20 protein-coding genes, 1 other RNA gene and 1 riboswitch are annotated in these 23,524 nt (G+C 60.9%); of the genes, 11 read left to right on the forward strand and 10 right to left on the reverse strand.

What is annotated here, in order from left to right; translation table 11 throughout:
• Positions 1 to 62 precede the first annotated feature (62 nt).
• Positions 63 to 416, reverse strand: an RNA gene (gene rnpB, locus K0H48_RS05735) — RNase P RNA component class A.
• 96 nt (positions 417 to 512) lie between these two features.
• Complete coding sequence (gene rsmI / locus K0H48_RS05740) at positions 513 to 1,418, reverse strand: 16S rRNA (cytidine(1402)-2'-O)-methyltransferase (RefSeq protein ID WP_219266761.1); 906 nt, start codon at positions 1,416 to 1,418, stop codon at positions 513 to 515.
• A 165-nt stretch (positions 1,419 to 1,583) separates the two neighbouring features.
• On the opposite strand from rsmI, the gene K0H48_RS05745 reads away from it, so the two are divergent.
• The 4 genes from K0H48_RS05745 (at position 1,584) to K0H48_RS05760 (ending at position 5,030) form a co-directional block, all read left to right on the forward strand.
• The gene (locus K0H48_RS05745; protein WP_219266762.1) at positions 1,584 to 3,395 is read left to right on the forward strand and encodes a penicillin-binding protein activator; all 1,812 of its coding nucleotides are present in this window, start codon (positions 1,584 to 1,586) and stop codon (positions 3,393 to 3,395) included.
• Entirely contained in the window at positions 3,395 to 3,766 is a 372-nt protein-coding gene (locus tag K0H48_RS05750; protein ID WP_138816795.1) for a YraN family protein, read from the forward strand. The genes K0H48_RS05745 and K0H48_RS05750 overlap by 1 nt, the downstream gene beginning before the upstream one ends.
• Before the next feature lie 92 nt (positions 3,767 to 3,858).
• On the forward strand, positions 3,859 to 4,452 hold the full coding sequence (locus K0H48_RS05755) for a phosphoheptose isomerase (protein ID WP_007904374.1): 594 nt from the start codon (positions 3,859 to 3,861) through the stop codon (positions 4,450 to 4,452).
• Positions 4,449 to 5,030 (forward strand): BON domain-containing protein, encoded by a 582-nt coding sequence (locus K0H48_RS05760; protein WP_073637286.1) that lies wholly within the window; start codon positions 4,449 to 4,451, stop codon positions 5,028 to 5,030. The genes K0H48_RS05755 and K0H48_RS05760 overlap by 4 nt, the downstream gene beginning before the upstream one ends.
• Before the next feature lie 68 nt (positions 5,031 to 5,098).
• Here the strand turns inward: K0H48_RS05760 and K0H48_RS05765 are convergent, their stop codons facing one another.
• Both K0H48_RS05765 and K0H48_RS05770 read right to left on the reverse strand, forming a co-directional pair.
• Positions 5,099 to 5,875 carry an OmpA family protein gene (locus tag K0H48_RS05765; protein WP_219266763.1) on the reverse strand — a complete coding sequence of 259 codons (777 nt, stop codon included), beginning with the start codon at positions 5,873 to 5,875 and terminating at the stop codon, positions 5,099 to 5,101.
• A 233-nt stretch (positions 5,876 to 6,108) separates the two neighbouring features.
• Entirely contained in the window at positions 6,109 to 6,753 is a 645-nt protein-coding gene (locus K0H48_RS05770) for an MBL fold metallo-hydrolase (RefSeq protein WP_219266764.1), read from the reverse strand.
• 136 nt (positions 6,754 to 6,889) lie between these two features.
• On the opposite strand from K0H48_RS05770, the gene K0H48_RS05775 reads away from it, so the two are divergent.
• From K0H48_RS05775 to K0H48_RS05790, 4 genes are read left to right on the forward strand one after another with little or no spacing between them, the layout of a single operon-like run.
• Entirely contained in the window at positions 6,890 to 7,480 is a 591-nt protein-coding gene (locus K0H48_RS05775; protein WP_219266765.1) for a paraquat-inducible protein A, read from the forward strand.
• Positions 7,477 to 8,121 carry a paraquat-inducible protein A gene (locus K0H48_RS05780; protein ID WP_138816799.1) on the forward strand — a complete coding sequence of 215 codons (645 nt, stop codon included), beginning with the start codon at positions 7,477 to 7,479 and terminating at the stop codon, positions 8,119 to 8,121. Before K0H48_RS05775 ends, K0H48_RS05780 begins: the two co-directional genes overlap by 4 nt.
• On the forward strand, positions 8,102 to 9,751 hold the full coding sequence (locus K0H48_RS05785) for an intermembrane transport protein PqiB (protein WP_219266766.1): 1,650 nt from the start codon (positions 8,102 to 8,104) through the stop codon (positions 9,749 to 9,751). Before K0H48_RS05780 ends, K0H48_RS05785 begins: the two co-directional genes overlap by 20 nt.
• Positions 9,752 to 9,765: 14 nt before the next feature.
• Complete coding sequence (locus tag K0H48_RS05790; RefSeq protein WP_219266767.1) at positions 9,766 to 10,326, forward strand: membrane integrity-associated transporter subunit PqiC; 561 nt, start codon at positions 9,766 to 9,768, stop codon at positions 10,324 to 10,326.
• 182 nt (positions 10,327 to 10,508) lie between these two features.
• Here K0H48_RS05790 and K0H48_RS05795 read toward each other — a convergent pair whose 3' ends face one another.
• The 5 genes from K0H48_RS05795 to K0H48_RS05815 all read right to left on the reverse strand — a co-directional run bounded on the left by K0H48_RS05795 (position 10,509) and on the right by K0H48_RS05815 (position 19,605).
• The gene (locus K0H48_RS05795; RefSeq protein ID WP_219266768.1) at positions 10,509 to 13,238 is read right to left on the reverse strand and encodes a LuxR C-terminal-related transcriptional regulator; all 2,730 of its coding nucleotides are present in this window, start codon (positions 13,236 to 13,238) and stop codon (positions 10,509 to 10,511) included.
• Positions 13,239 to 13,424: 186 nt separating this feature from the next.
• The gene (locus K0H48_RS05800; RefSeq protein ID WP_219266769.1) at positions 13,425 to 14,789 is read right to left on the reverse strand and encodes a DUF1329 domain-containing protein; all 1,365 of its coding nucleotides are present in this window, start codon (positions 14,787 to 14,789) and stop codon (positions 13,425 to 13,427) included.
• A gap of 43 nt (positions 14,790 to 14,832) precedes the next feature.
• Positions 14,833 to 16,692, reverse strand: coding sequence for a DUF1302 domain-containing protein (locus tag K0H48_RS05805; RefSeq protein ID WP_219266770.1), 1,860 nt, complete (start codon positions 16,690 to 16,692; stop codon positions 14,833 to 14,835).
• A gap of 334 nt (positions 16,693 to 17,026) precedes the next feature.
• Positions 17,027 to 18,709, reverse strand: coding sequence for a fatty acid--CoA ligase (locus K0H48_RS05810; protein ID WP_138816806.1), 1,683 nt, complete (start codon positions 18,707 to 18,709; stop codon positions 17,027 to 17,029).
• A gap of 263 nt (positions 18,710 to 18,972) precedes the next feature.
• Entirely contained in the window at positions 18,973 to 19,605 is a 633-nt protein-coding gene (locus K0H48_RS05815) for a LysE family translocator (protein ID WP_056859000.1), read from the reverse strand.
• Positions 19,606 to 19,692: 87 nt separating this feature from the next.
• On the opposite strand from K0H48_RS05815, the gene K0H48_RS05820 reads away from it, so the two are divergent.
• From K0H48_RS05820 to K0H48_RS05830, 3 genes are all read left to right on the forward strand, one after another.
• On the forward strand, positions 19,693 to 20,655 hold the full coding sequence (locus K0H48_RS05820; RefSeq protein WP_219266771.1) for a 2-hydroxyacid dehydrogenase: 963 nt from the start codon (positions 19,693 to 19,695) through the stop codon (positions 20,653 to 20,655).
• 30 nt (positions 20,656 to 20,685) lie between these two features.
• On the forward strand, positions 20,686 to 21,684 hold the full coding sequence (locus tag K0H48_RS05825; RefSeq protein ID WP_219266772.1) for a class I SAM-dependent methyltransferase: 999 nt from the start codon (positions 20,686 to 20,688) through the stop codon (positions 21,682 to 21,684).
• 51 nt (positions 21,685 to 21,735) lie between these two features.
• A riboswitch (yybP-ykoY riboswitch) is annotated at positions 21,736 to 21,855 on the forward strand.
• An 89-nt stretch (positions 21,856 to 21,944) separates the two neighbouring features.
• Positions 21,945 to 22,529, forward strand: coding sequence for a TMEM165/GDT1 family protein (locus K0H48_RS05830; RefSeq protein WP_101266603.1), 585 nt, complete (start codon positions 21,945 to 21,947; stop codon positions 22,527 to 22,529).
• A gap of 133 nt (positions 22,530 to 22,662) precedes the next feature.
• Here the strand turns inward: K0H48_RS05830 and K0H48_RS05835 are convergent, their stop codons facing one another.
• Positions 22,663 to 23,481 (reverse strand): M48 family metallopeptidase, encoded by an 819-nt coding sequence (locus K0H48_RS05835; RefSeq protein WP_056859003.1) that lies wholly within the window; start codon positions 23,479 to 23,481, stop codon positions 22,663 to 22,665.
• Positions 23,482 to 23,524 lie beyond the last annotated feature (43 nt).

Genomic DNA, 23,524 nt, shown 5'->3' on the forward strand with positions numbered 1-23,524 from the left:
CAGGGAGGGATTCTTGCGTTACTACCAGGTTTCTGTACGAGATTCGGACAGAAGGAAAAAAGGTGGAGAGTCGATCTGTAAGCCGGGTTCTGTCTTGAACAGTCATTCGTCTACGATGGCCATCACTGGACATCTTTAGCAACCTACCCGGTCCCAGCGCGGGCCACGCCTTGGGACCCTATTTGGTCTTGCTCCAAGTGGGGTTTACCTAGCCACGAACTGTTGCCAGACGTGCGGTGCGCTCTTACCGCACCTTTTCACCCTTACCGGCACCGAAGTGCTTGGGCGGTTATTTTCTGTGGCACTTTCCGTAGGCTCACGCCTCCCAGGCATTACCTGGCACTTCGCCCTATGGAGCCCGGACTTTCCTCCCCCCCCTAATTTTCATAGAGGGCAGCGACTGTCCAATCGACTCTCCGCCGCGCAGGTTAACGGCACGGCGGCTTCAGGACAAGTATTAAAAGTGCAGCAATGCCATCACGTTCAGACGGGAGACCGGTTTAACCCCGGAACTATTCGGCCTTCTGCTTATCCAGCGCGACTTGATACAACACGTTCTTGCGCAAGCCGGTAATTTCAGCCGCCAGGGCTGCGGCACGCTTAAGCGGCATTTCCTTAAGCAGCAGATCCAGGATGCGCATCGCCTCGCTGCCTACCGCGTCGTCATTTTCCGGTGCGGTCCAGCCGGCCACCAGCACCACACACTCACCGCGCTGCTGGTTGCTATCGCCCTCGACGAACGCCCGCAGTTCTTCCAGCGGCAAGCCCTTGAGGGTTTCGAAGGTCTTGGTCAGCTCCCGCGCCAAGAGCGCCAGGCGCTCACCGCCGAACACCAACTCCATGTCCTGCAGACATTCCAGAATGCGATGCGGCGCTTCGTAGAAGATCAAGGTGCGCGGTTCTTCCTTCAAGGCTTGCAGGCGCGCACGGCGCCCAACCGCCTTGGCGGGCAGGAAACCTTCGAAGATAAAGCGGTCCGACGGCAAGCCGGCGGCCGATAATGCCGCAATCAGCGCGCACGCTCCCGGAACTGGCACTACATTGATACCAGCGGCGCGCGCCTGGCGAACCAGGTGGTAGCCGGGATCGGAAATCAATGGGGTACCGGCATCCGAGATCAACGCCACATCGTCACCCGCCAGCAAGCGTGTGATGAAACGGCTGCCTTCTTCGCGCTCGTTATGCTCATGGCACGCAGCTAATGGCGTGCTGATACCAAAATGCTGCATTAAACGCTGGGAGTGCCGCGTGTCTTCCGCCGCGACCAGTTTTACGTCGCGCAACACTTTCAGCGCCCGAGCACTGATGTCGTCCAGGTTGCCAATGGGCGTCGCCACGACAAAAAGCGAGCCTGCAGTGGAATTCAAAGGACCTGGAGCAGTCAAAACGCACACCTCGATGGTTAGGAAAAGTCGCATTGTAGCGCGTAGGCGCCTCGATAATATGCCCTCGGGTTCGGCCATCGATGCCGGTTCGCAACATTTACACGACCTAAATCGATGGTTTCACGCCAGTAACATCGCGCCTGGGCCAGTGCTTGGGTACAATTCCACGCTAATTTGATCGGTATCAGGAACACTTACATGATCGCTTGCCTGCGGCTGCTCTCCGCCCTCTGCCTCGCTGCCTTACTGGCCGCGTGCGCCAGCTCGCCCTCGTCCAGCCTTGGCGACCTCCCCCGGACCCCGGATGCCAGTATCGAGCAACTGCTCGAACAGGCCACCAACGCCAGTACGCCAGAAAAGGCCGCGATGTTGCGCCTGAGTGCGGCAGACCTGGCCTACCACCAGAACAACCCTGGCCGCTCGGCGCAGATTCTTGCGCAGGTGCCCCTTGATGTCCTGAAGCCGGCCGCACAAGTTTTTGCCAGCACCCTGTCCGCGGAACTGGCCATGGCGCGCAACCAGCCCAAAGCTGCGCTGGCCGCCCTGAACCACCCCAGCCTGCAAAGCCTGAAGGAGCTGCCGACTGACCAGCAGATCCGTACCGGCACCGTGCATGCCCGCGCCTATGAAGCCGATGGCCAGACCCTGGCTGCCGCGCGTGAGCGGGTTGCCATGGCCTCCTTGCTGACGGGTGATGCCGCCAAGAATAACCACGAAGCCATCTGGGCGCTGGTCGCCGCGCTGCCTGCCGAGCAACTGCAAGCCAGCGGCAACCCGACTCTTGACGGCTGGATCACTCTGGCCCAAGCGATCAAAGGCGCCGGCACCCTGGAACAACAGCAAGCCGCCATTGATACCTGGCGCGCGCAGAACCCAGGCCACCCGGCGGCAGTCAACCTGCCGGCCCCGCTGACCAAGCTCAAGGAGCTGGCCAGCCAGCCGTTGACCAAAATCGCGTTGCTGCTGCCGCAGGAAGGCCCTTTGGCCGCGGTCGGCAAGGCGCTGCGTGAAGGCTTCATGGCCGCGCACTTCCAGGCCGAACAAGCCGGGCAGAAACCGCCGGTCATCGAGTTCTATGACAGCTCGCGCCTGACCTCCCTCGACGACTTCTACGCCAAGGCCCAGGCCGCCGGTGTGCAACTGGTAGTCGGCCCGCTGGAGAAACCACTGGTCAAGCAGCTCGCTTCCCGCGGGCAATTGCCAATCACCACCCTGGGCCTCAACTACAGCGAACTTAACGAAAACCCGCCGCAACTGTTCCAGTTCGGCCTGGCCGCTGAAGACGAAGCCCGCGAAGTCTCGCGTCGCGCCCGTGCCGACGGCCTGCACCGCGCCGCCGCCATGGTGCCGCGTGGTGAATGGGGCGAGCGTGTCTATAAAGCCTTCCGTCAGGACTGGGAAGCCAATGGCGGCACCGTGGTGGGCGTCGAGTACGTCGATCAGCCGGTCGCCCTCGCCCAGCAGATTGCCGACCTGTTCCAGCTGCGTAAAAGCGAAGGTCGCGCCAAGAGCCTGCAAAGCACGGTCGGCACCGACGTCGCCGCGCAACCTTCACGCCGCCAGGACATCGAGTTCATCTTCCTGGCTGTAACCCCGCAACTGGCCCAGCAGATCAAGCCAACCCTGAACTTCCAGTACGCCGGTGATGTGCCTGTGTATGCGACGTCCCATGTGTTCAGTGCCAGCGGCGACAAAAACCAGTACCTGGACATGACCAACGTGATGTTCTGCGAAACCCCATGGCTGCTCAACACCACCGACCCGCTGCGCAACCAGGTTGCCGCGCAATGGCCACAGGCCAATGGCAGCCTTGGTCGCCTGTATGCGATGGGCGTGGACGCTTACCGCCTGGCACCGCGCCTGGGCCAGCTCAAGGCCCTGCCGGACACCCGCGTTGACGGCCTGTCGGGCAACCTGGGCATCGGCGCCTACCAGCGTGTCGACCGCCAGATGCCATGGGCGAAGTTCGTCGGTGGCGAGATTCAACGCCTGCCGGACACCCCGCGCTGATGCCCGAGCGGTCCAGCGCACAAAGCGGCAAGGACGCCGAACTGCAAGCTCTTAAATACCTGCAACAACAGGGTCTGCGCCTTCTGGCGCAGAACTGGTTATGCAAACGCGGTGAGCTTGATCTGGTCATGCTTGACGGCGATACAGTAGTATTCGTCGAAGTCCGCTACAGAAAACACGCACAATGGGGTGGCGCGCTCGCCAGTATCGACGGGCGCAAGCGTCAGAAGCTGATACTCGCCGCGCAGTTTTTCCTGCAAAAAGAGCATCGCTGGGCTGACAGCCCCTGCCGTTTCGATGTGGTTGCCATGGAAAGCACACCGGCAGGCCCAGCTGATTTGAACTGGCTCAAGAATGCCTTCGACAGCTGATTGCCCGGATATCTTCACCACACACTTTTGCTCTTTGCTTTGCGGGCTGCACATTTCTGTGCCGAACAGCCGCGCTACTTAAGGTCACACAGATGGACATGCAATCCCGAATTCGCCAGCTTTTCCAGGCCAGCATCGACACCAAGCAACAGGCGATGGACGTACTTGCACCGCACATCGAGCAAGCCAGTCAGGTCATGGTCAATGCCTTGCTCAACGAGGGCAAAATGCTTTCGTGCGGCAACGGCGGTTCGGCCGGTGATGCCCAGCACTTTTCCTCCGAGCTGCTCAACCGTTTCGAGCGCGAGCGCCCGAGCCTGCCGGCCATCGCCCTGACCACCGATTCTTCGACGATCACCTCGATCGCCAACGACTACAGCTACAACGAAATCTTCTCCAAGCAGATTCGCGCCCTGGGCCAACCCGGCGATGTGCTGCTGGCGATTTCCACCAGCGGCAACTCGGCGAACATTATTCAAGCGATCCAGGCCGCACATGACCGCGAAATGATTGTCGTAGCCTTGACCGGGCGCGACGGCGGCGGCATGGCCTCGCTGTTATTGCCTGAGGACGTGGAGATCCGTGTCCCCGCCAACGTCACTGCACGCATTCAAGAAGTCCACCTGCTGGCGATCCACTGCCTGTGCGATCTGATCGACAGCCAACTGTTCGGGAGTGAAGAATGACCGTTAACCGCATCAGCCTTTTGGCCATTACGCTGTGCCTCGCCATCAGCGGCTGCAGCACGGCAATCACTGCGACACGTGACACACCCATTCAGGATGACCGGGGCACACGCACTTTCGGCAGCACCATCGACGACTCGCTGATCGAAACCAAGGTCAAGGTCAACGTCGCCAAGGCCGCTACCGACCTGGGCAACGGCGCCTCGCGCATTGTGGTCACCAGCTTCAACGGCGTGGTGCTGTTGGCCGGGCAGACGCCGCGAGCTGATCTCAAGGCCCAGGCCGAACAAGCCGCCTCGACGGTTCAGCGGGTCAAGAAGGTCCACAACGAGCTGCAAGTCATGGACCCTATCACCCTGCTGGCCATCAGCAACGATGCGTTGCTGACCACCAAGATCAAGGCGCAGATGCTCACCGACAGCGGCGTACCCGGCTCGCGCATCAAGATCGTCACCGATAATGGCATCGTCTACATGATGGGCCTGCTGACCCAGGCGGAGGCCACCCGTGCGGCCAACCTGGTTCAGGGCGTGTCCGGTGTGCAGAAGATCGTGAAGGTCTTCGAATACATCGACTGATGTAATCGCCAGCCACAAAAAAGGGCGCCGTGCATTGTCTGCACGGCGCCCTTTTTAATGCCCAGGGTTTACTGGTATTGCTGGTACGGGTTGCCCTGGAACTGGTTGTTCTGCTGCGGTGCCTGTTGCTGCTGCTGACCAGGCTGGCCGTATTGCTGGCCTGGGATCGGGCCAAGGTTAACCTCAACGCGACGGTTCTGGGCACGGCCATTCACATCGGCGTTGCTGGCAATCGGGTTATCCGGGCCGGCACCACGAGCGCTCAGGTTGGTCGGGCTCACGCCTTGGGAAGTCAGGTAGTTGGCCACGCTCTGGGCACGACGCTGGGACAGGTCCATGTTCAACTGGCGGCTGCCGGTGCTGTCGGTGTAGCCGACGATCTGGATGGTGTTCTGGTTGAACTGCTTCAGCGAACCCGCCAGGTTATTGAGCGGCGTGTAGAAGCTACTGGCGATGGCATCGGAGTTGGTCGCGAAGGTGATGTTGCCCGGCATGATCAACTTGATCTGGTCGCCCTGGCGCTGCACCTCAACACCGGTGTTGGCCATACTTGCACGCAGTTTCTTTTCCTGCTGGTCGGCGTAGTAGCCATACCCAGCGGCGCCCAGGCCTGCAATGGCGCCACCGATCAGTGCGCCCTTGCCACGGTTGTTATGGTCGATGGCAGCACCTGCCAGCGCACCGGCCAGAGCACCCAGGCCGCCGTATTTGGCGGTTTTGCTGATGCCCCCTTCGGAACCATTGCTGGCCTGTCCCTGGCTGCCGTCATAAGGATTAGGTGAAGCGCAGCCGGACAACAAGGCTACGGCGGTGGCAACAACAAGAAGACGACGCGGAGTAAACATGAAGGGAGCTCCTACTTTTGCATTCTGTGGTGCAAAGGACATTGGCAATGGGCCTGTGCCGAGTTTGGAACGCGACAAACGGTAAAAATTCCGTGGCCACTTCCCGACCTCTAACAAAACATTGACCATGATCCCCGCTGTATAAACCGTAGCAGGCCAAGGCTGAACGCGACCTGCCAGGACGATTCTTTTGAAGAACAGCCTCGCCCGCGCAAATATTCCCTCCCCGCCTGTCACGCCCGCACGAACGGGTTCTCCCGCATCTCATCGCCCAAGCGGGTGTCCGGGCCGTGCCCTGTAACCACCGTTGCGCCCTCGTCCAAGGTGTACAAACGCTGCTTGATCGAACGCACGATAGTCGCCTGGTCGCCGCCCCACAGGTCGGTACGCCCCACGCCGCGCTTGAACAACGTATCGCCAGCGATCAGCAACTTGGCATCGGCAAACCAGAAGCTCATCGAGCCCGCTGTGTGCCCCGGCGTATGCAGCGCCACCCCGCAACCACAGGCCAACTCCTCGTCGTCCTCCAGCCAGCGATCCGGCGACGGCACCGGTGTGTAGGGCACACGAAACATCTGGCATTGCATTTCCAGGTTATCCCAAAGAAATTGGTCTTCTTTGTGCAAATGCAGCGTGGCGCCGGTCTTCTCTTTGAGCTGGCCGGACGCCAGAAAGTGATCCAGGTGGGCGTGGGTGTGGATAATGCTCACCACCTTGAGGCCCAGCGCATCGAGACGCGCCAGGATTAGCTCGTGATTGCCGCCCGGGTCGACCACAATGGCTTTTTTGCTGATCGGGTCGCCGATGATGGTGCAGTTGCACTGCAACGGGCCGACGGGGAAGGTTTCGCGGATCAGCGCGGGTTTTTCGATATTCATGGGCGTTCCTGCAAGCTCTATGGCACATTCCAGACGCAGTATGGTGGAGCTTGCCCCAGATTCGAAGGGCAGCAACTGCTAAGCTACTCGAGCGCCAAGGAACCCGCACCGCAGCGTCGCGTTTGGAGCAAGACGTATGGCCAATCAACGGATCATCTGCGAACACTGCGATTGCGTGTACGAAAAGGTCACGCTCGCCAAACATCAAAAAGCCCTGTGCACCCGTTGCGCAGGCGTGTTGCAGCGCTACAACGGGTTGTCGGTGCAACAGCGTCTTGCGCTGACCGTCACCGCAGCGGTGTTGTGGACCTTTGCCAATTTCTATCCGGTGATGAGCATCAGCCTGCAAGGCCTTAAAAACAGCGCGACCTTGTGGGACTCGGTGGTCGCGCTGAGCCTGGGCCCGATCACTTTTATTGCGTTGGTGGCGGCGATCTCGATCATCATCGCCCCGGTGTTTCAGCTGCTATTGCTGATGTGGGTGCTGAGTTTCGCCCTGACCGGCAAGCGCTCGCCAGCGTTCAAACTGTGCATGCGCTGGCTTGAAGCGCTGCGGCCGTGGAGCATGCTCGAAGTCTGCCTGCTGGGCGCCATGGTCGCGGTGTTCAAGCTGGCCGGCATGCTCGACGTGATCCCCGGCACCGGCCTGTTTGCCCTCGCCGCCCTCGCCCTGCTGCTGATTCGCATCGCCGGGCGTGACGTACGCGACTTGTGGGACGCCGTATGAATTCACCACCGACCGCGCGCGAACTCAACCTGTGCCTGTGCCACACCTGCGGCCAGCCCTGCGACATGCGCGACGAACCCAGCGAGTGCGAGCGCTGTGGTGCGCCGCTGCATCGGCGCAAACTCCACTCACTGACCCGCACCTGGGCCTACATGCTCACCGCACTGGCGTTTTATATCCCGGCGAATTTATTGCCGGTGATGAACACCACCATGCTCGGTTCCGGCGCCGACAGCACCATCATGAGCGGCGTGCTGGAGTTCTGGCAGCATGGCGCCTGGGACATTGCACTGATCATTTTCATTGCCAGCATCGCGGTGCCGGGCATCAAGTTTGTCTCGCTGACCCTGCTGCTGGTCACCGTGCAGCGCAACAGCCAGTGGGCGCGCAAAGAGCGCTCGAAGCTGTTTCGGTTCGTCGAGCTGATCGGCTACTGGTCGATGCTCGATGTGATCGTGGTGGCGCTGGTGGCCGCGCTGGTGAAGTTCCAGGCGCTGGGCACCATCGAGCCGCGCCTGGGCATTTTGTTTTTTGGCCTGGTGGTGGTGTTTACCATGCTCGCGGCCATGAGTTTCGACCCGCGCCTGATCTGGGAAAACCCACACAACGAGGAGATCTCGGATGAGTTCACACAACACTGACACGCCTGCGGGCTCACCGGCGATCAAGACGCGGCGCTTCAGCGTTTCGCTGGTGTGGATCGTGCCGATTGTGGCAGTGCTGGTGGGCATCTCACTGGTGGTACACAACGTGCTGCAACAGGGGCCGGTGATCGTCCTCAACTTCAAGACCGGCAACGGTCTGGTCGCCAATAAAACCGAGGTCAAATACCGCAACGTGGTGATCGGCCAAGTCTCGGATGTGGCCTTGAGCGATGACCAGAAAAGCGTCAACGCCACCATCAAGTTGGCCAAGCAGGCGGAAAGCTTCACCCGTGAAGACTCCAAGTTCTGGGTGGTGCGCCCGCGCATCGGTGCGGGTGGCGTGTCCGGCATCGATACCTTGCTGTCCGGTGACTATATCGGTGCCGATATCGGCCAATCCGACACCCGCGCCAAACAGTTCAAAGGCCTGGAAAACCCGCCGCCCATCACCTATGGCGAGCCGGGCAAACGTTTTACGTTGCACACCCAGGGCCTGGGTTCACTGGATATCGGCTCGCCGGTGTACTACCGCAAGATCCCGGTGGGCCAAGTGGTGGCCTACGAACTGGATGACGATGGCAAGGGCGTGAAGATCGAGGTCTTCGTGCATGCGCCCAACGATGTGTACGTCACCGAAAATACACGCTTCTGGAATGCCAGCGGCATTGACCTGAGCGTCGGCGCCAATGGTTTCGCGCTGAAAACCGAGTCCTTGTCATCGATGCTGGCCGGCGGCATCGCATTCCAGGCGCCGCCCTACAGCCCCAACGACAAACCGGCCAGCGAAGATCACACCTATGAGCTGTTCGACGACCAGCAAAGCGCCCTCGCCCCGCCCAACGGTCAAGGGCAATACATGGCCCTGCGTTTTGATCAAGCACTGCGCGGGCTCAAGGTCGGTGCGCCGGTGGAGTTCCTTGGGGTCGAGTTCGGCAAGGTGGTGTCGATCAACCTGGATTTCGATGCCAGGAAACGCAGCTTCCCGATCAACGTCGGCATTGTGATTTACCCGCAATTGCTTGGCGAAGCCAACACCAAGCTGCTCAAGGCCACCAAACATGACCCCAACGATGAAGCGGGCGGCGTGCGCCTGATCGGTTCCTTCATCGAAAACGGCCTGCGCGCCCAGGCCCGCAGCGGCAACCTGCTGACCGGCCAACTGTACATCGCCCTGGATTTCTTCCCGAAAGCCGACAAAGTGGTGTTTGACCCGAACCTGCGCCCGGTCAACATTCCGACTATCCCCGGCAACCTGGAACAGTTGCAGGAGAAACTCGAAGGCATCGTCAACAAGGTCAACCAACTGCCAATCGAGCGCATCGCCGGCAACCTCGACGGCAGCCTGGTCGAGTTGCGCAAAAGCCTTGCCCAGTTCAACGCCAAGACCCTGCCCGGCGTGCAGACCACCCTGGGTGACGTGAGCAAGACCTTGCAGTCGGCCAACTCAACCCTGGCCGAAGACTCGCCGCAGCGTGAACAACTGACCCAGACCCTCGATGAACTGGCGCGTATGTCGCGCTCCTTGCGCGAACTGTCGGACTACCTGGGCCGGCATCCGGAATCGCTGATTCGCGGTCGCCCTGACAGCGCCGCGCCTATAGACCTGCAAGGGCCACCGCGCAAATGACCATTGGAGCCGCCATGACCTTTCCACTCAAAATCACCTTGGTCGCCGCGCTGGTGCTGCTCGCGGCCTGTCGCAGTGAGCCGATCGCGTTCCACACCCTGACGCCGGTGCATTGGAACAACAACACTCAAGCCCAGGCCAGCGATATCCGCATTGAAAGCATCAGCGTGCCGCCACAGGTGGATCGCGCGCAGATCGTGATTCGCCAGGGCGACAGTGGCGTGGCGATCCTGGAAACCCAATGGTGGGCCGCAACCCTGGCGGATGAACTGAAAAGCGCGCTGGTGGATCAACTGGCCAACAGTCACTCCCGGCAAGCCATGTCGTTGCGCGTTGAAGTGCAGCGATTCGACTCGGTGCCGGGCCAATACGCACTGCTCGACGTGCGCTGGCGCCTGCGGCCCACCAGCGGTGCAGATGCCGCACCGTTGACCTGCCGCACCACCTTGCAGACACCCGCTGGCCCGAGCATTGATGACTTGGTGGCGGCGCATCAGAACAACCTCAAGCGTTTCGCCGCGTTGGTCAGCAAAACCGCCGACACGTCGCTGAAAGCCTGCCCGACTGCGCCGTAGCGAGACCACTAAGGTTGTATTTGGTCAAATGTAGAAGCCGGGCTTGTGTGGGAGCTGGCTTGCCTGCGATGCAGACAACTCGGTCTATCAGTCATATTGAGGTGATGCTATCGCAGGCAAGCCAGCTCCCACATAAGCCAGCTCTTACACATATCAGCTCCCACGGGAAAATTGCCGCATTATCAGGCCAGCAGCCCCATCGACTTGGCCCGCGCCACCGCTTGAGTCCGGCGCTCTACACCCAGCTTGCTGTTGATATGGCTGGCGTGGGTTTTCACCGTGTGCAGTGAGATAAACAACTGATTGCTGATTTCCTGATTCGAGCAGCCTTGGGCGATGAGTTGCAGCACCGCCAGTTCACGTACGCTCAAGGTTTCATGATTAGGCGATGCCTCAACGATCGCAGCGGCAGGCAACAGCGCCAACAGGCTCTGGTTCAGCAAGCCATGAATATCCCGGCCAAGCTGTTCACGCATCCAATCCGGGTAACTTTCCAGCAGCCGCTGAAAGGGTTGCAACGCCCCACCGGCGCCAGCCTCGAGGGCGCGAGCCAATGCCCGTCGGGCCTGGTCTTGCTGCCCGCACTCCAGCAGCAACTGTGCCTGCTGGGTCAGGGCCATTAGGGCAATCATTTGCCGCCCACTGTTATGCGCCTGCTGCGCCAGCTCTTCGAGGCGTAGCAGCGCGGCGGCCGGCTGATGACGGGTGGCGTCCAACGCAGCCTGTTGCAGCCCGATATGTTGCGGCAAATGCGGGTGAAACTCCGGTGCGGCGGCGGCATGTTCACCGTTGTAGGTTTGCCCCAGCCGGGTCAGCCAGGCCTCTGCCAGGTCAGTGCGGCCTTGCGCCAGCCACAGCTCGCATTTGATCAGGGTGATCATCGCCAAGTAGTAGATCGGCGGCACGTCCCAGATGTGCATCAAGCGCTCAGCTTCGGCAAGCTCGGCAAACGCCGTGGAAAAATCCCCACGGCGCCCTTCAAAGTTGGCAATCACACAATGCCCGATCAGCACGCTGATATCCCGGCAGGCGCGGGCTTCGTTCAGACCCGCGCGTAAACGGACGAGGCCGGCCTCGGGTTGATAGCGCACCAGCAGCAGGTAGCCCTCGTAAAGCGACAACCGCGCGCGCACCGCGTACAACCGCTGCGGCGCCAAGCCGTGCAGGCGTTGCAAACCCTGACGCACTTCGTCCAGGGAACGCAGGATTTCGCCGCGCGCCTGCAACACCCGCGCGCGATCGTAATGGGCCAACGCCTCGAACAGCGGGTTACCGACGCGCTGCGCCAGCTCCAGGGATTCGCGATTCAGGCCACGGGCACGCCACAAGTCGGCATCGACGATAGCCAGGTTGGACAAGGTCGACAGGCACATCAGGCGCTGGCCATAGCGTTTTTGCGGCAAGCTTTCCAACGCCTCGCTGCAATAGCGCAGGGTTGATTCACGATCGCCTCGGCCACGGGCGATAATCCCGCTCAGCGCCAACCATTGAGCCAGCATCGACTTTTGCGCAGTGGCCGACGGCGCCGGCAGGAAGCGGCTGAGGTAGCCGGACAGTTCTTCGGCCGCATCCAACTGGCAGGCCAGGCCCAATGCCCAGCTGTAGAGCACGATCAAACGCGGCGTGCTGATCAGCAGGCTGTCGGGCAAGTCCATCTTCCAGCGCAGCAACATGCCGACGTTCTGCTCGGCCAGCAGTTGCTCCTCCGACAGGTTCTGCACCAGGTTCGCCGCCACATCCAGGTGGCCGGCGCGCAACGCCTGTTCCACCGCCTCATCGATCAAGCCCTGGGTGTTGAACCAGCGGCAGGCACGCAGGTGCAGGCTGGCAATCGGTACGGTGGCGCTGCTGGCACGGCGGGTACGCAACAGGTCGGAAAACAGATGGTGGTAGCGATACCAGTGGCCCTGCTCATCGAGCGGCACCAGGAACACTTGGTGGGCCTGCAAATAACCGAGGATGTGCGCGCTGTCGTGGGCTTCGCGCACGGCGTCGCACAGCTCGCTGCAAAAACGATCCTGCGGGGCGGTGTCGTACAGGAAGGCTTGCACCTCTGCCGGCAGGCAATCGATGACTTCTTCGAGCAGATAGTCGCGGATCAACCCTTCGCCACCGTTTAAATGTTGCGGCAACGCGGCTTCATTGCCAGCTTCGGAAAGGGCCAGCAGCCAGAAGCGCAGGCCGGCCACCCAGCCCTCGCTGCGGCGGATCAGGTTGTCCAGGGCTTCGCCGCGCAGCGAGCTGCTGTGCCTGTCGAGCACGGCCAGCGATTCGTCGTGGGTCAGGCGCAGGTCTTGTTCATGCAGCTCCAGCAGGTGGCGCGAGAGTCGCAGCCGCGCCAGGTGCCAGTCCGGGCGCTGACGGCTGGTGACCATGACCAGCAGCCCATCGGGTAAATGATTGAGGAAAAATTGCAGGCAGCGGTCCAGCACCGGCCCCTGGGCCAGATGGTAGTCATCCAGCACCAGCAGCAAGGGCGCGCGTGTGGACAGGTGCTGCGTCAGCTCGTCGAGCAAGCCGTCGAGCCATTCTTCAAAGGCAAAGGGTTGGTGACGCTGACGCATTTTCAGCAAACCCAGGGATTGGGCGCCAAGTTGCGGGAAGTATTGCTGCAAGCCGTCGAGCAAGCGCTCAAGGAAGCGGCCGGGGTCATTATCCCGCGGGCTCAGGCCCAGCCACAGGCTTTGCCAATGCGCCGGCAGGCTCTGACAAAACTCCACCGCCAACGAACTCTTGCCGAACCCGGCCGGGGCACTCACCAGCAACAGTCGCCCTGCAAGGCCTGCACTCAGGCGTTCGCACAGGCGCGGGCGCAGCACGTAGCCATCAGGCAAAGGCGGCCTGTAGAAACGCGCTTCCAGGGTCGGAATCACCGCGCTTGCAGGCCCTTGGATTCGGGACAGATCAGTCATCGCCGGGCTCTTGTAGAAGGCTGTTGTCGGCATTGCAGATGTCCGCAGACTAGCGGTAAAAGCAGCGGGTTTGTAGATCTTTGCGACATTTGCCTGAAAAAGAACTGCGACAAAAAATATCCCGCATAAAAAAGCCCCGAACCAGTCGGGGCTTCACGCTGAGGATGCGGCCTCAGTTAAAGCAGCTTAGCGAACGCCGTCCTGGCGCAGGGCCGCCGGGGAGAAGTCGGCGGTGGAGGCGGTGAAACCGAAGTCATACGCCTGCTTCTCTTCGTTCTTCATGCCCAGGGCCAGGTAGCGGCCGGACTGCAGGTCGTAGAGGGTTTCGATGGCGTACCACGGCACTTGCTTGTCGTAGTAGTTCTCGGCATGGGCTTCGGCGACGCGCCACAGTTGGCCACGACCGTCGTAGTGGTCGATGACAGCTGCTTGCCAGGTGTCTTCGTCGATGAAGAAGTCACGTTTGGCATAAATGTGGCGCTGGCCTTCCTTCAGGGTCGCAACCACGTGCCAGACGCGACGCAGCTCGTAACGTGCCAGGTCCTGGTTGATGTGGCCGGCCTTGATGATGTCGGCATACTTGAGCTTCGGATCGTCGATCTTGTAGCTGTTGGAGGCGATGTAGATTTCTTTCTTGCCTTCAAGCTTCCAGTCGTAGCGGTCCGGTGCGCCGTTGTACATGTCGAGGTTGTCGGAGGTACGCAGGCCATCGGCAGCGGTACCCGGCCCGTCATAGGACACTTGCGGCGCCCGGCGCACACGGCGCTGGCCGGCGTTGTAGACCCACGCCGAACGCGGCTCTTTAACCTGGTCCAGGGTTTCGTGCACCAGCAGTACACCACCGGCCAGACGCGCCGGTGCGGTGACTTGCTGCTTGAAGTAGAACAGCACGTTGCCCGGGTTTTTCGGGTCGTAGTCCTTCATCTTGTCGCGGAACACGAACTGATCGCGGAAGTACACCAGGCTGAACGAGCCATTGGTTTGCGGCGTGGCCTGGGTCACCAGACGGGTCACGCTGCCGCCGCGATAGCGGGTGATGTGGTTCCAGATGACTTCCACACCGCTTTTCGGAATCGGGAACGGAACCGCAGTTTCGAAGTTTTCCAGGCCGTTGCCGCCGGAGACCAGGTTGGTGTTGGTGGCGTTCTTCTTGATCGAGGCAAACACCTCAGCCGGCACGGTAGCGCCGCGATGGGTCGGATAGACCGGCATCTTGAAGGTGTCTGGGTAGCGCTTGAACATCGCGTACTGCCCCGGCGCCAGCTTGTCTTTGTACTGCTCGACGTTCTGCGCGGTGATAGTGAACTGCGGCTGTTCGCTGGCATACGGGTTGGCCAGGAAGCCACGGGCATCCACGGCGCCGGCATTGGTAGGCAGCGGCGACCATTTAGGAATGGTGCCGGCCGCGTTTCCGGCCATTTCGGCGCCCATCGGCGTCAGGGTCGTGCCCAACTTGGCGGCTTCATCCGCCGAGACTGCCGCCATGACGTTGCTCGCCAGGATCGACAGCCCAAGCACACCCACATGTAACAAACTTCTAGTTATTTTCATGTTCTGGTTCTTCCTGAAAACAGACTGCTTAAAGAGGTTGTGCTTAGAAGTTCACGCCGGCGCTCAGCGCGATGAAGTCACGGTCATCCACGGTGGTGAACTTGCCACCAAAGAAGTTGGTGTAGTTCAGGCTGACGGTGTAGGTGTTCTGGTACTCGGCATCCACACCCAGGCTGACGGCCTTGCGACCTTCTTCAAAGTTGCCGCCAGGGCCAGGCGAATAACCTTTAACGTCATGGGACCAGGCCACGTTGGGCTTGAGGTTCACACCGGCAAACACATCCGGGTATTCCCAGATGGCCCGGGCGCGATAACCCCAGGACGTGGCAGTGGTGTAGCCGTCGTTATTGCAGTTGGTGTTCAGGCCGGACGCATTCGGCAGGCCTGCGCCGTTGGCTGTCGAATTGTTAAGCGCATTGCAGAAGCCGCCGGGCAGCGTGCCAGGGCCGAAGACCGGATCACGGCCGTAACGTGCCTGGTTTTTGCTCTCCAGGCCGCCCACGTGGGTCACGCCGATTTCACCTACGGTGGTCAGGCGAGTGGCGCCCATGACCTGATCGAAGAAGTGCGTGAAAGTGGTCTGGAACTGGGTCACTTCCTTACGGTTGTAGCCGTGCAGGTCCTGGCCCGGTGTGCCTTTGAGCACCGATGCATTGCCATAGCCCGGAATCGGCGTGACGCCCGCATACAGAATATCGGTGGTGCTCAGTTGTACCGGCGCGTTTGGCCGGTAACTCAGTTCACCACTCCAGGCGGTGCCGGTAGGCAGCGTAGTGGAGAAGCTCAAGCCGTAGAGGCGGATATCTTCCGGGTACTCGACGAAGTACTGGGAGCTGCCTGCCACGATCAATGGGCGCAACGCCGCCAGCGGCCCCAACGGACGGGTGTAGGCCGAGTTTGGCGCGCCGGTGGCGCTGAAGATCGGCGCACGGCTGTGGTAGTTCATAAAGTACGCGCCGAACTCGGTGTCCAGCGGCTCGAAGTTGTAGTGCATGGCCACGCCGAACTGGCCGCTGTCGCGTGCATCACGGTCACCGCCGCGACGTACCAGCACACCTTCGTTATTCACATCCACGCCCAAGGCGTTAAGGGTAGGCAAGGCCGCGCCCGGGATGGTGGAGCGCTTGTTCAGCACCCGCAGGTTATTGCTGCAACCATCCGAGATGACGTCCGGCTGGGAGAAGAATGTGCCGCAGTTATCGGTGACGGTCTGGTCCCATTCCAGCTGATAAAACGCTTCGGCCGAGAGGTTATCGGTGAGGGTCTGCGACACGTAGAACATGTTGACCGGAATCAAGCCTTCCTTGATTTCGGCGCCCGGACGACGGAACGCGGACACGTCGATCGGGTTGATGGAGTTGATACCGCCACCAATGAAGGTGCTTTCACCCCAGCTCACTACCTGCTTGCCAAACCGCACGTTACCCGGCTGATCGGCGATGGTGTAGTTGTGGTAGATGAAGGCATCGAGGATCTGCCCGCCGGAAGACTTGGCGCCCTCTTTGCGGTTGTTGTTGCTGACGTTCTTGAAGTCCAGGTCTTCGTTTTGCAGCGCGAAGTCATACCAGTACTTGCCACGCACAAAGATGCCGGTGTCGCCGTATTTCAACTCAAGGTCATGGATACCCTTGAAGATCTTCGAGAAGGAATCGCCCTTGTCGAAGTTCAAGTGGCCGTCATCGGAGGTCTGCGATAACCCCCTGCCACCGTTGTTGGCACCGATCAGGTCTTTATTGCGACCGGCAGTCGACCAGCTCGCCCCCACCGACAGGGATGAGTCGAAGCTGCCTTCGATTTCACCGATGTTGAAACTGACGCCGAATGCAGGCCCGGCGAGCGTAGAAGCGAGACTGACGGCCAGGGGCAGTCTTGCCCGGCGCCAGAACTGGTTTACTGAGGTCATCGACGCTACTCCATGTGCATTATTGTTATGGCAGTGAGTTCTTTCGTCTGGATGCATGTAACGGCCGGAATACAACGATTCCAATGCCGAACGGCAACCGGGCCCCCATGGCCCGCAGCGCAACATCCGTGAAAAACTCTGAGTGGGACTATAGCCAGCAGGGGGGTACCGCTTGATCCCTCTAAAGTGTGATTTGCATCACCAACCCGTCTGCCACAGCCCTTTCGCCACGCCGACGAAGGCCGGCGAGGCAAGGATGGCTGAAAATCCTGAAATCACAAGTGAAGCCGCGAGTTAGAGCATTGCCGCGCCCGAACGGGCGCGGCGAAGGGGGTCAGAGCGTGGACAGGAACGTGCTGTTGTTGGCTTGCCATTCGATGATGTCAACGCGGATACGTTTTTTGTCGAGTTTGCCGACACTGGTCTTGGGAATTTCAGTAACAACGGCGATCTGGCTTGGAATCGCCCACTTGCTCAGGTGCCCCAACTCCACGAACGGCTTGAGGTGTTCCTTGAGCTCGCGGGCACCTATCACATGGCCATCACGCACCACCAGCAGTGCAAACGGGCGCTCGCCCCACTGTGGGTCGGCGATGCCCACCACCGCTACTTCGCGTACCGCCGGGTGACGGCTGACCAAATCTTCGAGGGCCAATGACGATATCCACTCGCCGCCGGTCTTGATCACGTCCTTGATGCGGTCGCGAATATCGATCACGCCAAACGCGTCCAGCGTGGCCACGTCACCGGTGTGCATCCAGCCGCCTTCCCACAGCTCGGCGCCCTTTTGCGGCTCGTTGAAATACCCTTCGCTGAGCCACGGCGCACGCAGCACCAGTTCGCCCTGGGACTCGCCGTCGGCGGGCAAGAAGTTGCCGTCGCCGTCGACAATCGCCGCTTCCACCAACGGCCCGGGCACACCGGCCTTGATGCGATAGGTGGTGCGCTCGTCCTCGGTGCCGGCCATCAACTCTTCGTTGAGGTGAGCGCAGGACACCAGCGGCCCGGTCTCCGACATACCATACGCGGCCGTCAGCTGAATGCCCCGCGCCTTGGACGCTTCATACAACGTGCGGTTGAGCGCGCTGCCGCCGATGACGATTTTCCAGCCGCCAAAATCCACGTCCTGGGCAGCCTTGGCGTTGAGCACCATTTGCAGGATGGTCGGCACGCAGTGGGAGAAGGTGACCTTCTCTTTGCGCCACAGCTCCACCAGGTATTCCGGGTCGTAACGGCCAGGGTAGACCTGCTTCAAACCGAGCATGGTCGCCACATACGGCAGGCCCCAGGCATGCACGTGGAACATCGGCGTAATCGGCATGTACACGTCGTTGGTGCCCAGCAGGCGCACGCTGTCGACACTGCCCATGATGGTCGCCACACCGATGGTGTGCAGCACCAGTTGGCGATGAGTGAAGTACACGCCCTTGGGGTTGCCGGTGGTTCCGGTGGTGTAGAAGGTGGTGGCGACGGAGTTTTCGTTAAAATCCTGGAAGTCGTACTTGGGGCTGGCGGCCGCCAGCAGGGTTTCGTACTCGCCGACCAGGTTCGGCAACTCGGCAGTCTTGGCCTCAGCGTCGGTGAGCAGCAGGGTCTTGTCGACGGTGGTCAGGTGCCCGGCAATCGCCTGGTAGAGCCCCACGAACTCGCTGTTGACCAGCACAAAGCGGTCCTCGGCGTGGTTCATGGTGTAGAGGATCTGTTCCGGCGACAGGCGCACGTTGATGGTGTGGATCACCGCGCCGATCATCGGGATGGCGAACATGCATTCCAGGTAACGGTGGCTGTCCCAGTCCATCACGGCAACCGTGTCACCGGCCTTGACCCCGGCTTCGGTCAGCACATTGGCCAGGCGTGCGACCCGCTCGATCAGGGTTGGGTAGGTGTAGCGCAGCTTGTCGCGATAGATGATCTCCCGGGTCTTCTCGTAACGCGCCCCGGACATCAACAGGCGTTTGATCAACAGCGGGTATTGGTAAGCGCCTTCGGCGGGCGGGATAACACGGGTCTGCAACATACGAATCCCTTATCTGACTGCACGGTCTTGGCTAAGACCTGCACTGTAGAGCGCTAATGTTTCAGCCAAATCAGCCAAAGGAATGATTTGCAGCGGCCAATGAATGCTAGCTTTGCGCCAGCATCCAGGATTTACATAGATCGAAATGTGGGAGCGGGCTTGCTCGCGAATGCGGTGTATCAGTAACAGATAAATTGACTGACCCACCGCATTCGCGAGCAAGCCCGCTCCCACATTTTGTCCGTGCCCACTCAGGTACAGCGTTATTTCATGCTGGTAAACGCCAACTTCACACCAATGGCAATCAGCACCGCGCCCATGGTCCGGTCAAACCAATGCCCCATCCGCGCAAACCCGGCGCGCACGCGCTGCTGGCTGAACAGCATGGCCACCAGGCAAAACCACAACGCCGTCGCCACTGCCAGGTACACACCGTAACCGGCCTGGATCGCCAGCGGCGTGTGCGGGTTGATCACCACCGTGAACAGCGACAGGAAGAACAGCGTGGCTTTCGGGTTCAGGCCATTGGTGACAAAGCCTGCGGTAAACGCCCCGCGTGGGGTGCGCTCGCCAACTTCACGGTGCAACTCGCCCTCGGCGGGTGGCTTGGCCGGCTGCGCGCGCAGGGCCTTGAAGCCGATATACAGCAAGTACGCAGCGGCGGCCCACTTCAGCGCGTTGAACAGCACAATGGACTGCGACACGATCAAGCCGATGCCCAGCAGCGAGTACCCCACGTGCAGGAAAATCGCCGAGCCCACGCCCAGAGCGGTCCAGGTGCCGGCGCGACGGCCATGGGTAACACTTTCGCGCACCACCACGGCGAAATCCGGGCCGGGGCTGGCCACCGCCAACAAGTGAATCAAGGCTACGGTCAAAAACTCGGCGACGTACATGCTCACTCCATTAAGTAACTGATTATTTCATCTGATAGGCTCGGCAGATTACGCCTTCGAACCTCGTCGCAAAAGGTACAGTTGAGAATGAACAATCGCCGCGCCGTCTTCCTTGATCATCCGTCCCTGGACCTGGACGACCTCGACCTCAGCGAGCTGCGCAACAGCTTCAGTGACTTGCAGCTGCTCACCGACACCACGCCACAGAATGTGCTTGAACGTGTGCAAGGCGCCCAGGTGGTGATCAGTAACAAGATCGCCCTTAACGCGCAAACCCTGGCGGCCTGCCCCGAGCTCAAGCTTATCCTGGTGTCGGCCACCGGCACCAACAACGTCGACCTCGACGCCGCCCGTGCCCACGGCATTACCGTGAGCAATTGCCACGGCTACGGCACGCCGTCGGTGGCGCAGCACACGATCATGCTGTTGCTCAACCTGGCGACGCGCCTGAAGGACTATCAACAGGATGTGGCGGCGGGCAAATGGCAACAGGCCAGGCAGTTCTGCCTGTTGGATTACCCGATTGTCGAGCTGGAAGGCAAAACCCTCGGCCTGCTCGGCCACGGTGAACTGGGTGGGGCGGTGGCGAGGCTGGCCGAAGCTTTTGGCATGCGCGTGGTGCTCGGCGCCATTCCCGGGCGCCCTGCCCGCGCGGACCGCGTGCCGCTGGATGAGCTGCTCGCACAGGTCGACGCGCTGACCTTGCACTGCCCGCTCAATGAACACACACGCGATTTTATCGGCGCCCGCGAACTGGCGCTGCTCAAGCCCGGCGCGTTTGTCGTCAACACTGCACGCGGCGGTTTGATCAACGAACAGGCGCTGGCAGATGCCTTGCGCAACGGCCATCTCGGCGGCGCGGCCACCGATGTGCTGAGCGTGGAACCCCCCGTGAATGGCAACCCGCTGCTGGCCGGCGACATTCCTCGTTTAATCATCACTCCCCACAATGCCTGGGGCAGTCGCGAAGCGCGCCAGCGTATCGTCGGCCAACTGGCTGAAAACGCCCGAGGCTTTTTCAGCGGCGCCCCGCTGCGCGTCGTCAGTTGATAAACTGCGCCCCTTTTCAAGGAGCAGACTATGGATCCGCGCAGTGAAGTACTGCTTCGTCAGGCCGAACTTTTTCAAGGCAACCTGCTGCTGGTAGGTTTGCCTGCCGACGACTTGCTCGGCCGCCTGCCCAATGCCCACGGCTGGAGCTGGCATGCCGGCGATCAGGCGGCACTGGATGCGCGCTTTCCCGAGCGCAGCCAGTTCGGCGTGAACGTGCCCGAGCGCGGGTTTGATGCGGCGGTGATTTTCCTTCCAAAATCCAAAGACCTCACCGACTACCTGCTCAACGCCGTGGCCGCACGCTTGCCCGGTGCCGAGCTGTTTCTGGTCGGGGAGAAAAAGGCCGGCATCGAAAGTGCCGCCAAGCAGATGATCCCGTTCGGCAAGCCGCGCAAGCTCGACAACGCGCGGCATTGCCAACTGTGGCAAGTCACCGTGGCCAATGCTCCGCAAGCGGTCGCGCTGGAAAGTCTGGCGCAAGTCTTCGAGGTGCCGCTGGCCGAAGGGCCGCTCAAGGTGGTGAGCCTGCCCGGCGTGTTCAGCCACGGCCGCCTGGATCGCGGCACCGAGTTGCTGCTGGAGCATCTGGACAAGCTGCCGAGCGGGCATTTGCTCGACTTTGGTTGCGGCGCCGGCGTGCTTGGGGCGGCGGTCAAACGCCGCTACCCGCATAACAGCGTGACGATGCTCGATGTGGACGCCTTCGCCGCTGCCAGCAGCCGCCTGACTTTGGCGGCCAATGGCCTGGAAGCCGAAGTGTTGACCGGGGATGGCATCGACGCCGCGCCGATGGGTTTGAACGCGATTTTGAGCAACCCGCCGTTCCATGTCGGCGTGCACACGGACTATTTCGCCACGGAGAACTTGCTGCGAAAAGCGGCGATACATCTGGCAAAAGGCGGCGAACTTCGTTTGGTTGCCAACAGCTTCCTCAAGTACCAACCGCTGATCGAGGAGCATCTGGGCGTGTGTGCGGTGAAGGCCGAAGGCAATGGTTTTCGCATTTACCGTGCCAAACGCGGCTGATGGTGATTTGAAAAAGAACGCTTGCCGAATGGATTTTGCCTAGGCAGAATCCGCTCCGTCCTAGGGGAGTAGTCTCCCACGAGCGCCACGCTCGTCCGGCATACGTCAACATACTTGGTCAACAGACCATGGCGTATGCGACCCAGGAGTCCGCACAGACGGACCGGGGTTTGACAAGACCTATGACACGAACACCTTACCCGGGGCGGGAAGGCTGTACGTGTCATAGCCGTGTCGACCCGCCCCTGGAAGCTTACCTGATGCTGGATTCATTACTCGTACCTACCGCAATCGTTGCCTTGGCCGAAATCGGCGACAAGACGCAACTGCTCGCGCTCATCCTTGCCGCTCGCTTTCGCAAACCCTGGCCGATCATCGCCGGCATTGTCGCCGCGACCCTGGCCAACCATGCGGCCGCCGGTGCCGTGGGGGCCTGGTTCGGCAGTTTCTTCTCGGATGCGGTGTTGCACTGGATCCTCGCGGCGAGCTTCTGTGCCACGGCGCTGTGGACCCTGGTGCCGGACAAACTCGACGATGACGAAGCCAGTACCACGCGCAAGTTCGGGCCGTTCCTGACCACGCTGATTGCGTTCTTCCTCGCCGAAATCGGTGACAAGACCCAGATCGCCACGGTGATGCTGGCGGCGCAGTACCCGGAGTTGTGGCTGGTGATTATCGGCACCACGCTGGGCATGCTGATTGCCAACGTGCCGGTGGTATTGGCGGGTAATTTTGCCGCGGAAAAACTGCCGCTGACCTTGATTCGTCGACTGGCGGCTACGGCGTTCTTCATCCTGGCGGTGGTGGCGGTGTACAAGGCCATGCAAAGCAGCGGCTGGATCTGACGCGCGATGATCGTTCCCACGCTCTGCGTGGGAATGCCGCTCTGGGCGCTCTGCGTCCGATCTTAACTGCGTGACGCGGAGCGTCACAGGATGCATTCCCACGCGGAGCGTGGGAATGATCGATCCTGGAATATCAGGACTTTTTGGCCTGTTGATAAAGCGGCATCACCTTAGGAATCGCCGCCTGCAACGAGGCGATTCGGCTGTCGGACGCCGGGTGAGTGCTCATGAACTCCGGTGGCGCGCCTTCCGACGCCTTGGCCATCTTGTTCCACAAGGTGATCGCGGCATTCGGGTTGTAACCGGCACGGGCCGAAAGCTCCAGGCCGATCAGGTCGGCTTCGTTTTCATTGGCACGGCTGTTAGGCAACGTCATACCGTAGTTGGCCACGGTATCGGCCAACGCCAGGCTGTCCTGGCCCAGGCCGAACAACGCACCAGCGCCCTGCTTGGCCATCTGGATGCCATACGCCTTGGACATGGCCTCACGCCCGTGCTCACGCAAGGCGTGGGCAATTTCATGGCCCATAACGGCAGCCAGTTCGTCGTCGGTGAGCTTGAGCTTGTCGATCAACCCGCTGTACACGAAGATCTTGCCGCCAGGCCCGCAGTTGGCGTTCATCTCATCGCTTTTGATCAGGTTGACTTCCCACTTCCACTGCGCCGCGTCCGGGCGGAAGGTCGGCGCCTGGGCGATCAAGCGGTTGGCGATGGCCTGCACGCGCTTGGCGTTGGCACTGGTCTTGTCGAGCATGCCCTTGCCACTCGCCTCGCCCAGCGTCTGCTGGTAGGACTGGGCATACATCTGGTCGACTTCCTGGCTCGACAGCATGCTGAACATGTACTGCTTGCGCTCCACTCCCACGGCGCCGCCGCTGGTGGTGTTAACTGACTGGCAACCTGCCAGCAGCATCGCTGCACTGAGTACGCTTACTGCCAATGACTTTTTCATGACACTCTCCCTGAAAACCTGGCGCGTATCGTAGGCGGTCATT

This window comes from Pseudomonas sp. Xaverov 259, from assembly GCF_019352915.1.
Lineage (GTDB): Bacteria > Pseudomonadota > Gammaproteobacteria > Pseudomonadales > Pseudomonadaceae > Aquipseudomonas.

Excerpts from the sequence above, each read along its gene's own strand:
- K0H48_RS05785 (WP_219266766.1), top strand. The coding sequence starts at position 8,102 with ATGAGTTCACACAACACTGACACGCCTGCGGGCTCACCGGCGATCAAG.
- K0H48_RS05825 (WP_219266772.1), top strand. The coding sequence starts at position 20,686 with ATGGATCCGCGCAGTGAAGTACTGCTTCGTCAGGCCGAACTTTTTCAA.
- K0H48_RS05835 (WP_056859003.1), bottom strand. The coding sequence starts at position 23,481 with ATGAAAAAGTCATTGGCAGTAAGCGTACTCAGTGCAGCGATGCTGCTG.
- K0H48_RS05790 (WP_219266767.1), top strand. The coding sequence starts at position 9,766 with ATGACCTTTCCACTCAAAATCACCTTGGTCGCCGCGCTGGTGCTGCTC.
- K0H48_RS05830 (WP_101266603.1), top strand. The coding sequence starts at position 21,945 with ATGCTGGATTCATTACTCGTACCTACCGCAATCGTTGCCTTGGCCGAA.
- K0H48_RS05795 (WP_219266768.1), bottom strand. The coding sequence starts at position 13,238 with ATGACTGATCTGTCCCGAATCCAAGGGCCTGCAAGCGCGGTGATTCCG.
- K0H48_RS05755 (WP_007904374.1), top strand. The coding sequence starts at position 3,859 with ATGGACATGCAATCCCGAATTCGCCAGCTTTTCCAGGCCAGCATCGAC.
- K0H48_RS05780 (WP_138816799.1), top strand. The coding sequence starts at position 7,477 with ATGAATTCACCACCGACCGCGCGCGAACTCAACCTGTGCCTGTGCCAC.
- K0H48_RS05775 (WP_219266765.1), top strand. The coding sequence starts at position 6,890 with ATGGCCAATCAACGGATCATCTGCGAACACTGCGATTGCGTGTACGAA.
- K0H48_RS05815 (WP_056859000.1), bottom strand. The coding sequence starts at position 19,605 with ATGTACGTCGCCGAGTTTTTGACCGTAGCCTTGATTCACTTGTTGGCG.
- rsmI (WP_219266761.1), bottom strand. The coding sequence starts at position 1,418 with ATGCGACTTTTCCTAACCATCGAGGTGTGCGTTTTGACTGCTCCAGGT.
- K0H48_RS05770 (WP_219266764.1), bottom strand. The coding sequence starts at position 6,753 with ATGAATATCGAAAAACCCGCGCTGATCCGCGAAACCTTCCCCGTCGGC.
- K0H48_RS05745 (WP_219266762.1), top strand. The coding sequence starts at position 1,584 with ATGATCGCTTGCCTGCGGCTGCTCTCCGCCCTCTGCCTCGCTGCCTTA.
- K0H48_RS05765 (WP_219266763.1), bottom strand. The coding sequence starts at position 5,875 with ATGTTTACTCCGCGTCGTCTTCTTGTTGTTGCCACCGCCGTAGCCTTG.
- K0H48_RS05750 (WP_138816795.1), top strand. The coding sequence starts at position 3,395 with ATGCCCGAGCGGTCCAGCGCACAAAGCGGCAAGGACGCCGAACTGCAA.
- K0H48_RS05820 (WP_219266771.1), top strand. The coding sequence starts at position 19,693 with ATGAACAATCGCCGCGCCGTCTTCCTTGATCATCCGTCCCTGGACCTG.
- K0H48_RS05800 (WP_219266769.1), bottom strand. The coding sequence starts at position 14,789 with ATGAAAATAACTAGAAGTTTGTTACATGTGGGTGTGCTTGGGCTGTCG.
- K0H48_RS05805 (WP_219266770.1), bottom strand. The coding sequence starts at position 16,692 with ATGACCTCAGTAAACCAGTTCTGGCGCCGGGCAAGACTGCCCCTGGCC.
- K0H48_RS05760 (WP_073637286.1), top strand. The coding sequence starts at position 4,449 with ATGACCGTTAACCGCATCAGCCTTTTGGCCATTACGCTGTGCCTCGCC.
- K0H48_RS05810 (WP_138816806.1), bottom strand. The coding sequence starts at position 18,709 with ATGTTGCAGACCCGTGTTATCCCGCCCGCCGAAGGCGCTTACCAATAC.